At 53.5% G+C, this 6,616-nt stretch carries 7 protein-coding genes; 3 read left to right on the forward strand and 4 right to left on the reverse strand.

All coding sequences use genetic code 11. The features are described from left to right. From ABYT30_RS13585 to trxA, 3 genes are all read right to left on the reverse strand, one after another. Positions 1 to 1,151, reverse strand: a 1,151-nt coding sequence (locus ABYT30_RS13585; RefSeq protein ID WP_373096997.1) for a UbiD family decarboxylase, incomplete at its 3' end; no start/stop codon positions are given. A 129-nt stretch (positions 1,152 to 1,280) separates the two neighbouring features. After that, the gene (rho, locus tag ABYT30_RS13590) at positions 1,281 to 2,549 is read right to left on the reverse strand and encodes a transcription termination factor Rho (protein ID WP_373083756.1); all 1,269 of its coding nucleotides are present in this window, start codon (positions 2,547 to 2,549) and stop codon (positions 1,281 to 1,283) included. A 221-nt stretch (positions 2,550 to 2,770) separates the two neighbouring features. Next, on the reverse strand, positions 2,771 to 3,097 hold the full coding sequence (trxA, locus tag ABYT30_RS13595) for a thioredoxin TrxA (RefSeq protein WP_008253347.1): 327 nt from the start codon (positions 3,095 to 3,097) through the stop codon (positions 2,771 to 2,773). Positions 3,098 to 3,163: 66 nt separating this feature from the next. On the opposite strand from trxA, the gene ABYT30_RS13600 reads away from it, so the two are divergent. The 3 genes from ABYT30_RS13600 (at position 3,164) to waaA (ending at position 6,197) form a co-directional block, all read left to right on the forward strand. Further along, positions 3,164 to 4,093 (forward strand): hypothetical protein, encoded by a 930-nt coding sequence (locus ABYT30_RS13600; RefSeq protein ID WP_373080449.1) that lies wholly within the window; start codon positions 3,164 to 3,166, stop codon positions 4,091 to 4,093. 40 nt (positions 4,094 to 4,133) lie between these two features. Then, entirely contained in the window at positions 4,134 to 4,787 is a 654-nt protein-coding gene (gene elbB, locus ABYT30_RS13605) for an isoprenoid biosynthesis glyoxalase ElbB (protein ID WP_373096998.1), read from the forward strand. Positions 4,788 to 4,910: 123 nt separating this feature from the next. Further along, positions 4,911 to 6,197 carry a lipid IV(A) 3-deoxy-D-manno-octulosonic acid transferase gene (gene waaA / locus ABYT30_RS13610; RefSeq protein WP_373097000.1) on the forward strand — a complete coding sequence of 429 codons (1,287 nt, stop codon included), beginning with the start codon at positions 4,911 to 4,913 and terminating at the stop codon, positions 6,195 to 6,197. Here waaA and ABYT30_RS13615 read toward each other — a convergent pair. Further along, positions 6,187 to 6,616, reverse strand: a 430-nt coding sequence (locus ABYT30_RS13615; RefSeq protein ID WP_373097002.1) for a TolC family protein, incomplete at its 5' end; no start/stop codon positions are given. The genes waaA and ABYT30_RS13615 overlap by 11 nt on opposite strands.

The raw sequence follows: 6,616 nt of genomic DNA on the forward strand, positions 1-6,616 counted from the left end.
AACGACCACACGCCAAACATGATGGTTTTGGCGTGACCGGGGTACTGCTTTTTAATGGTTACTACCGCCATGCGATAGGAGCAGCCTTCCGGTGGCAGGTAGAAGTCGACAATTTCGGGGAACTGACGCTGTAGCAAGGGCACCAATACTTCGTTTAATGCAACGCCGAGCACGGCGGGTTCATCTGGGGGTCTACCGGTATAAGTGCTGTGATAAATTGGCTCGCGGCGGTGGGTGATGTGAGTCACCGTAAAAACCGGGAAGCGATCAACCTCGTTGTAGTAACCCGTGTGGTCGCCATAGGGGCCTTCGTCAGCCATCTCTTCTGGGTCGATATAACCTTCTAAAATAAACTCGGCGCTGGCGGGTACTTGTAAGTCATTGGTGAGGCTGGTGGTGAGTTCGGTTTTGCTGCCCCGCAATAATCCGGCAAAGGCGTATTCGCTGAGGCTGTCGGGCACCGGCGTGACGGCGCCCAATGTGGTTGCAGGGTCGGCGCCGAGGGCGACGGATACCGGAAACTTTTCACCGGGGTGAGCCTTTTTGAATTCTTGAAAGTCTAGAGCGCCGCCGCGATGGGACAGCCAGCGCATAATCACTTTGTTCTTAGCGATTAATTGCATGCGGTAGATGCCAAGGTTCTGGCGTTCTTTGTGCGGCCCACGGGTAATGACCAGTGGCCAAGTAATTAATGGCGCCGCATCGTCGGGCCAGCAGGTTTGAATCGGTAAAGTGTTGAGGTCAACGGCATCGCCTTCTATGGCAATTTGCTGGCAGGGGGCGCCGCTGATTAATTTTGGCCCCATATTCAACACCTGTTTGAATATCGGCAATTTGCTCCAAGCGTCACGCAGACCTTTTGGTGGATCTGGCTGGCGGAGAAAGGCCAGTAATTCACCGACTTCATGCAGGGCTTTTATGTCGTCTTTGCCCATGCCCATGGCTACACGCTTTTCAGTGCCGAATAAATTCGCCAGTACCGGAATGTTATAACCAATGGGGTTTTCGAACAGTAGCGCAGGGCCACCGGCGCGCAATACCCGATCACAAATCTCAGTCATTTCGAGATTGGGATCAACAGGATGCTTGATACGTTTCAGCTCGCCCTTGGCTTCGAGGTCGGCAATGAATTCTCTGAGGTCTTTATACATAGGGAAGGTCTGACGTCGGAAGTCGGATGTCGGAGGCAGCTGTGCGCCACCTCCGATTCATACTATCAAACTTGAAGTGCGGAGTGATTTTTTGTTTTGGCGCCAGACGTCAGACATCCGACGCCCGACTCACTTCCTTTTCATTGAATCAAAAAACTCGGCATTGGTCTTGGTGTCTTTGAGCTTGTCGATCAAGAATTCAATCGCTGCGGTGTCTTCCATGCCGTGCAGCAATTTACGCAGTATCCACATTCTGGCCAGCTCTTCTTCACCGGTCAGGAGTTCTTCGCGACGGGTGCCGGAGCGGCGGATGTTGATAGCGGGGTAAACGCGTTTCTCGGCGATTTTACGGTCGAGGTGCAATTCGTTGTTGCCCGTGCCTTTAAATTCTTCGTAGATGACTTCGTCCATTTTGGAGCCGGTGTCGATCAGCGCGGTGGCGATGATTGACAAGCTGCCGCCTTCTTCGACATTACGCGCAGCGCCAAAGAAACGCTTGGGGCGCTCCAGTGCGTGGGCGTCGACACCACCGGTCAGTACCTTGCCAGAGCTCGGGACGATGGTGTTGTAGGCGCGAGCCAGACGGGTAACCGAGTCGAGAAGAATGACGACGTCGCGCTTATGTTCAACCAAACGCTTCGCTTTTTCGATAACCATTTCCGCCACTTGCACGTGACGGGCTGGTGGCTCGTCAAAGGTGGAGGCGACAACTTCGGCGCCGCGCACACCAACCGAGCGCTGCATCTCGGTGACTTCTTCTGGGCGTTCGTCGATCAGTAAAACGATGACGTAGCACTCGGGGTTATTTCGGATGATACTCGATGCAATATTCTGCAGCATCAAGGTCTTACCCGCTTTTGGCGGTGCGACGATCAAGCCGCGCTGGCCTTTGCCGATAGGCGCTGCGAGGTCGATAATTCGACCAGTTAAATCTTCGGTAGAGCCGGTGCCCAATTCTAGGGTAAGGCGCTCGTTAGGGAACAGTGGTGTAAGGTTTTCAAAGAGAACTTTGTTCTTGGACTGCTCGGGGCGGGTGAAGTTAACTTCGTCTACTTTGAGCAATGCAAAGTAGCGTTCGCCTTCTTTGGGTGGCCGAATCTTGCCGGCGATGCTGTCGCCAGTGCGCAAATTAAAGCGTCTGATCTGGCTGGGTGATACATAGATGTCGTCGGGGCCGGCCAAGTAGGAGCAGTCGGCAGAGCGCAAAAAGCCGAAGCCGTCTTGCAGGATTTCTAATACGCCGTCGCCGTGGATATCTTCGCCGCTTTTCGCGTGGCGCTTCAGTATGGAGAAGATGATGTCCTGTTTCCGCGAACGGGAGACATTGTCGAGGCCAATTTCTTTGGCGATGTCGAGTAATTCTTGTGCTGGTTTAGTTTTTAGATCGGTAAGATTCATAGGTATATGGGTTTAGTGGTATCAATTAGACGAGATATGAGCGAGACGCAGGAACGGCAGAATCGGAAAGCCGAAACGAACTCGACGTGTGTAGCAGGAGCGAAAATAAGGTTAATTATTGGGTGTTCTTTGAAGGATCGTCAGCACTCTACCATTGAAAGTCAGAGGCGTCTAGTCTTTAAGCTCAGTAAAATTGCGCGGCGTGGCCGCGCAATTTCGAATTACAGCGCTGCGTTAATAAAATCGAGCAGCTGAGTTTTAGACAGCGCGCCGACCTTAGTCGCTTCAGCGTTACCGCCTTTGAATATAATCAAAGTTGGAATGCCGCGTACGCTGAATTTCTGTGGGGTATCGCTATTGGCGTCAACATCGATTTTGCAGATCTTGATTTTGCCAGCGAATTCAACCGCCACTTCTTCCAATACGGGGGCGATCATTTTGCAGGGACCACACCACTCTGCCCAGAAATCGACCAGTACAGGTACGTCTGACTTCAGCACGTCTTCTTCAAAGCTGCTGTCGGTGACGTGAACGATGTTGTCGCTCATGTTATTTCTCCGATTACACATCATAAAATTGAGGATGTGCGATGATAGCACAGGATTTAGGCGGAAGTGAAAACAGACAGGGGTGTAAATTTGACTGTAGGTCCGTATATTGCGGCCATCGATATGGGCTCAAATAGCTTTCATTTACTGATTGCTCAGTTGCTGGGTTCCGAGTGGACACGCTGCTTTGTTGCTGAGCGCAAGGTGCAATTGGCGGCGGGCAGTGCCAGCGGGGAATTGGACGGCGCCGCTCAAATTCGGGCCCTCAACTGCCTGGCAGAGTTTAAGCAGATATTGCAGCCCTATGGTGCCGTGCCACTGCATATTGTCGCAACGGCTTCCCTGCGGGGCATGCGTAATGCGGATTATTTTTGCAAACAAGTGCACAGCTTACTTGGGGTGACCCCGGAAATTGTTAGCGGGGAGCAAGAGGCAGAACTCGTTTATCTTGGCGTTTGCAGTGGCGCAGTGAACTTGGGTGTTGAAGCGTTGGTGGTGGATATTGGCGGCGGCAGTACGGAGTTTGCCCTCGGGCGGGGGGCGCGCATGCTGCGCGGACGCAGCGTTGCCGTGGGTTGTTTAAGCTATTTGCGTTATTTCCCCGGCGGACGATTAGATCAGAAAAATTTTGATGCCGCGGTCGGTGCCGCGCGGATAGAATTTGACCGCGTCGTAGCGCAATTAGCATTGCCCGCCGCGGTAAACGTTATTGGTTGCTCTGGAACCTTGGTGGCGGTAGAGCAGGTCCTTAATACCCGCAGTGGCCGCAGTGATGGAATTTACCGTGCAGATTTGCAGACTTTGATACTAGACCTGCGCGGCTTCGATAGTTTGGACTTGGTAAATTTTGCGGGTTTGCCGGCTGATCGCCAGTCCATTTTTGGTTCCGGGCTAGCGATTGTGCTGGCCTTGTTTGAAGCCTTGAATATCGAGATGATGCGTGTTTCTGAACGGGGGCTGCGCGAGGGGATTCTCGAACGCTGTCTTAAGGCCTGAGCGACGTGTTGTGTTTACAAAGGAATAAAGGAGAGCAGCAATGAAAAAAGTGGCTTTAATCTTAGCCGGTTGTGGAGTCTATGACGGCTCAGAAATATACGAGAGTGTGCTGACCATGCTATCGCTGGAAAATCACGACGCCAGCTACCAATGTTTTGCGCCAGATATCGATCAACTGCACGTGGTGAATCACCTTAGCGGTGAGGTCGTGGAAGGTGAGCGCCGCAATGTCCTCGTGGAGTCAGCGCGCTTGGCCCGGGGACGTGTTAAAAACCTAAGTGAAGCCAAGGTCGCCGATTTCGATGCCCTCATCGTGCCGGGTGGCTTTGGCGTTGCCAAAAACTTGTCAGACTTTGCGGTCAAGGGCGCGGATATGAATGTGCAGCCTGAGGTGCTCAGCTTTATACAGGCTGTTCACGCGGCGGCAAAGCCGGTTGGTCTGATTTGTATTGCCCCAACCATGGCAGCGAAAATTTTCGGGCCGGGGGTGAAATGCACTATTGGCAGTGATGCCGATACTGCAGCGGCGATTACCGCCATGGGTGGTAGTCACCAAGCGTGTGCGGTTGAAGAGGTTTGTATCGACGAAGGCAATAAGTTGGTGACGACCCCAGCCTACATGCTCGCCGGTAGTATTGCTGAGGCGGCTAGGGGAATTAATCGCTGTGTGCGGGAAGTGCTGAATATGGCCTAAGACATGTACGCGAGCTTATAAGGTGCGGCGTGCTTATAGGCTCGCTATATTGGCTGGCCAGTTTAAGTTGTTATCGTTATTCATTGCCGTGATTTGTCGAAAGTCGGAGTTTAAGCCTCATTTATGGCCCGTTTTTTATACAGTGCTTTTTTCTATTTGATCCTGCCCTTAGTGCTGCTGCGATTGCTGTGGCGCGCCTGGCGGGCGCCGGCTTATCGACATCGAGTGGCTGAACGTTTTGGCTTTTTTAGGCCGCCGACGCACACGGGTGGGCTTTGGGTGCATGCGGTATCGGTTGGCGAAAGTATTGCGGCAGCGCCGTTGATCAATCACTTTTTAAACCAGCATCCCGATTTGCCCGTTGTGGTGACTACCATGACCCCCACTGGCTCCGAGCGGGTTCAGGCAATGTTTGGCGATCGGGTTTTTCATGTCTACGCTCCCTACGATTTACCCGATGCGATTGCGCGGTTTTTAAATCGTATTCAGCCTCGGGTGGCAGTGATTATGGAAACCGAGATTTGGCCGAATATGGTGTGTCAAACCGCAGCTCGCGGTATTCCGGTGGTGTTGGCGAATGCCCGTTTATCGGCGCGCTCGGCCAAAGGCTATGGCCGTCTCGCGGCTTTGAGTCGATTGGTCTTTTCGCACTTTAGTCAGGTTGTCGCGCAAAGTGCTGCGGATGGCGCGCGCTTTGTGGAGTTGGGTTTACCTGCGGCAAATTTGACGGTATCGGGCAGTATTAAATTCGATTTGGATATTCCCGCCGCCCTGCGCTCACAGGCACTTGCGCTGCGCAGTGAATGGCTGGGTGAGCGGCCGGTATGGATCGCCGCGAGCACCCATGCCGGCGAAGATGAAGTGCTCTTGGCGGCCCACCGAGCACTGCTAAAGCAGCAGCCTGCCGCACTGCTGATATTGGTACCACGTCATCCTGAGCGCTTCGCCAAAGTGGCGGAATTAATTACTAACAGTGACTTTGTTTTTGAGCGGCGGAGTAGTGTGGTTGCGAGTAGCCCTCCGCGTGCGGTAGCCGGTGATACGGCGGTGGTGCTAGGCGATACCATGGGCGAGTTATTGCTGTTATTGGGTTGTGCGGATATCGCTTTTGTTGGCGGTAGCCTAATTGCCCATGGCGGTCACAATACCTTGGAGCCCGCGGCGTGGGGATTGCCGGTGGTGACGGGGTTTAGTGATTTTAATTTTGCTGAAATTAGCGCTTTGCTCGAGGCGGCGGGCGGCTTACAAAAAATTGATGGCGATGGGGCGCTGGCTGATGTGCTGCGTGGCTTGTTCGCCGACCCACTTCGCCGCGCACAACAGGGCGCGGCGGCGAAGCAGGTGGTGGACAATAATCGCGGCGCCTTACAGCGCTTACTCGCGATTATTGATGGCTATCTTAAGGATTAACGCTGGTGGCTGGAGAGCGGTCGCTGAGCGAGACCGACTCAGACGCCTGCAGCCATTTATTGAAATAGATAATGTCGGCGGGGCTTAGGGTGCCGGCGTTCAACTTCAACTTCAGAACATTAACCACATAGTCATAGCGGGCATTGGTGTAGTCGCGCATTGCGGCATAGAGCCGGCGCTGGGCGTCTAGAACATCCACAATATTGCGGGTGCCCACTTCATAGCCTGCCTCGGTTGCATCGAGGGCGCTGCGAGTAGAGATAATATTTTGATGGCGGGCATTCACCGTCTGCACATTGGTGTAGACCGCAATATGTTGGGCTCGCGTGCCGGTGATGACTTGGCGCTGGGTGGCTTGAGCATTGTAATTGGCCGCATTGTACTGCTCGTATGCTTGGCGGCGACCCGCGCTGATACCG

Source organism: Zhongshania sp. (assembly GCF_041623545.1).
Classification (GTDB): Bacteria; Pseudomonadota; Gammaproteobacteria; order Pseudomonadales; family Spongiibacteraceae; genus Spongiibacter.

What these genes read in the sequence shown, in the direction of transcription:
- rho (WP_373083756.1), bottom strand. Translation starts at nt 2,549, where the DNA reads ATGAATCTTACCGATCTAAAAACTAAACCAGCACAAGAATTACTCGAC.
- trxA (WP_008253347.1), bottom strand. Translation starts at nt 3,097, where the DNA reads ATGAGCGACAACATCGTTCACGTCACCGACAGCAGCTTTGAAGAAGAC.
- elbB (WP_373096998.1), top strand. Translation starts at nt 4,134, where the DNA reads ATGAAAAAAGTGGCTTTAATCTTAGCCGGTTGTGGAGTCTATGACGGC.
- waaA (WP_373097000.1), top strand. Translation starts at nt 4,911, where the DNA reads ATGGCCCGTTTTTTATACAGTGCTTTTTTCTATTTGATCCTGCCCTTA.